Source organism: Azovibrio restrictus DSM 23866 (genome assembly GCF_000429665.1).
Taxonomy (GTDB): Bacteria; Pseudomonadota; Gammaproteobacteria; order Burkholderiales; family Rhodocyclaceae; genus Azovibrio; species Azovibrio restrictus.
On sequence record NZ_AUCH01000036.1, the window covers coordinates 1 to 3,174 of the forward strand.

Annotated in this window: 2 rRNA genes; both read right to left on the reverse strand. The window is 51.9% G+C overall.

The annotated features are described in order from the left end of the window. Positions 1-27 precede the first annotated feature (27 nt). Positions 28-140: ribosomal RNA gene (rrf, locus tag G474_RS0117580) — 5S ribosomal RNA — on the reverse strand. A gap of 104 nt (positions 141-244) precedes the next feature. Next, a 23S ribosomal RNA gene (locus G474_RS0117585) occupies positions 245-3,128 on the reverse strand. Positions 3,129-3,174 lie beyond the last annotated feature (46 nt).

Genomic DNA, 3,174 nt, shown 5'->3' on the forward strand with positions numbered 1-3,174 from the left:
GGTATCTAGCGGGGTGTTTGAATGGGTGCTTGGCGGTGACCTACTTTCGCGAGCGGAAGCTCACTATCATTGGCGCGGTCCTGTTTCACGGTCCTGTTCGGGATGGGAAGGGGTGGTACCGGGACGCTATGGCCGCCAAGCGTAACTTGTATGTTCAGGGGTTAGCTGAACGCAAAATGGGGTAGAAGGTTTGTAGAGGTGATTGCTACAGTTGTTTCATTGAATCGTGTTGATTCAAGGTTATAGGATCAAGCCGCACGGGCAATTAGTACTGGTTAGCTTAACGCATTACTGCGCTTCCACACCCAGCCTATCAACGTCGTGGTCTTCGACGACCCTACAGGGGGCTTAAAGCCCCGGGGATATCTTATCTTGAGGCGAGTTTCCCGCTTAGATGCTTTCAGCGGTTATCTCTTCCATACATAGCTACCCGGCGATGCGACTGGCGTCACAACCGGTACACCAGAGGTATGTCCACTCCGGTCCTCTCGTACTAGGAGCAGGTCCCCTCAAATATCCAGCGCCCACGGCAGATAGGGACCAAACTGTCTCACGACGTTTTAAACCCAGCTCACGTACCACTTTAAATGGCGAACAGCCATACCCTTGGGACCGGCTACAGCCCCAGGATGTGATGAGCCGACATCGAGGTGCCAAACACCGCCGTCGATATGAACTCTTGGGCGGTATCAGCCTGTTATCCCCAGAGTACCTTTTATCCGTTGAGCGATGGCCCTTCCATACAGAACCACCGGATCACTATGACCTACTTTCGTACCTGCTCGACTTGTGGGTCTCGCAGTCAAGCACGCTTATGCCATTGCACTAACAGTCCGATGTCCGACCGGACCTAGCGTACCTTCGTACTCCTCCGTTACCTTTTGGGAGGAGACCGCCCCAGTCAAACTGCCCACCATGCACGGTCCCAGACCTGGATTCACAGGCCATGGTTAGAACCTCAAACAAACCAGGGTGGTATTTCAAGGTTGGCTCCACCGAAACTAGCGTCCCGGTTTCACAGCCTCCCACCTATCCTACACAGATCGGTTCAAAGTCCAATGCAAAGCTACAGTAAAGGTTCATGGGGTCTTTCCGTCTTGCCGCGGGGAGATTGCATCTTCACAAACATTTCAACTTCGCTGAGTCTCAGGAGGAGACAGTGTGGCCATCGTTACGCCATTCGTGCAGGTCGGAACTTACCCGACAAGGAATTTCGCTACCTTAGGACCGTTATAGTTACGGCCGCCGTTTACCGGGGCTTCGATCAAGAGCTTGCACCCCATCACTTAACCTTCCGGCACCGGGCAGGCGTCACACCCTATACGTCCACTTTCGTGTTTGCAGAGTGCTGTGTTTTTAATAAACAGTCGCAGCCACCAGTTCACTGCAACCCCATCGGCCTTCGTCCGCGAGGGACTACAACCTACCGGGGCACACCTTCTCCCGAAGTTACGGTGTCAATTTGCCGAGTTCCTTCTCCTGAGTTCTCTCAAGCGCCTTAGAATTTTCATCCTGCCCACCTGTGTCGGTTTGCGGTACGGTCGAATCTAGACTGAAGCTTAGTGGCTTTTCTTGGAAGCTGAGTATCAGTCACTTCGGCACCGTAGTGCCTCGTCATCACACCTCAGGATTGACCCCCCGGATTTGCCTAAGGGATCTCCCTACATGCTTAAACCACCTATTCCAACAGATGGCTGACCTAACTTTCTCCGTCCCCACATCGCATCTAGAATCGGTACAGGAATATTGACCTGTTTCCCATCGACTACGCATTTCTGCCTCGCCTTAGGGGCCGACTAACCCTACGCCGATGAACGTTGCGTAGGAAACCTTGGGCTTTCGGCGAGGGAGCTTTTCACTCCCTTTATCGCTACTCATGTCAGCATTCGCACTTCTGATATCTCCAGCATCCTTTACAAGACACCTTCACAGACCTACAGAACGCTCCCCTACCATATCTAAAAGATATCCGCAGCTTCGGTGCATGGTTTGAGCCCCGTTACATCTTCCGCGCAGGACGACTCGACTAGTGAGCTATTACGCTTTCTTTAAAGGGTGGCTGCTTCTAAGCCAACCTCCTAGCTGTCTATGCCTTCCCACCTCGTTTCCCACTTAACCATGTCTTGGGGACCTTAGCTGGCGGTCTGGGTTGTTTCCCTCTTGACAATGGACGTTAGCACCCACTGTCTGTCTCCCATGCTCGCACTTTCCGGTATTCAGAGTTTGCCATGGTTTGGTAAGTCGCGATGACCCCCTAGCCATAACAGTGCTTTACCCCCGGAAGTGATACATGAGGCACTACCTAAATAGTTTTCGGGGAGAACCAGCTATATCCGGATTTGTTTAGCCTTTCACCCCTATCCACAGCTCATCCCCTAACTTTTCAACGTTAGTGGGTTCGGACCTCCAGTACCTGTTACGGCACCTTCATCCTGGCCATGGATAGATCATCCGGTTTCGGGTCTACACCCAGCTACTAAACGCCCTTATCAGACTCGGTTTCCCTACGCCTCCCCTATTCGGTTAAGCTTGCAACTGAATGTAAGTCGCTGACCCATTATACAAAAGGTACGCAGTCACCCCACAAGGAGGCTCCCACTGTTTGTATGCATACGGTTTCAGGTTCTATTTCACTCCCCTCCCGGGGTTCTTTTCGCCTTTCCCTCACGGTACTGGTTCACTATCGGTCGATCACGAGTATTTAGCCTTGGAGGATGGTCCCCCCATATTCAGACAGGGTTTCACGTGCCCCGCCCTACTTGTCGCAAGCTTAGTACTTTCATCGAGTTTTAAGATACGGGGCTATCACCCACTACGGCCGCACTTTCCAGAGCGTTCTCATAACAAGACAAATATCACTTGCAGGCTGATCCCATTTCGCTCGCCACTACTTTGGGAATCTCGGTTGATTTCTTTTCCTCCGGCTACTTAGATGTTTCAGTTCACCGGGTTCGCCTCCCATACCTATGTATTCAGTATGGGATACTCATTGCTGAGTGGGTTTCCCCATTCGGATATCTACGGATCAAAGTTCCATTGCCAACTCCCCGTAGCTTTTCGCAGGCTTGCACGTCCTTCATCGCCTGTGATCGCCAAGGCATCCACCATATGCACTTAGTCGCTTGATCCTATAACCTTGAACCCTGGGCCTTTTGACTTCCCAGGAAGATCATA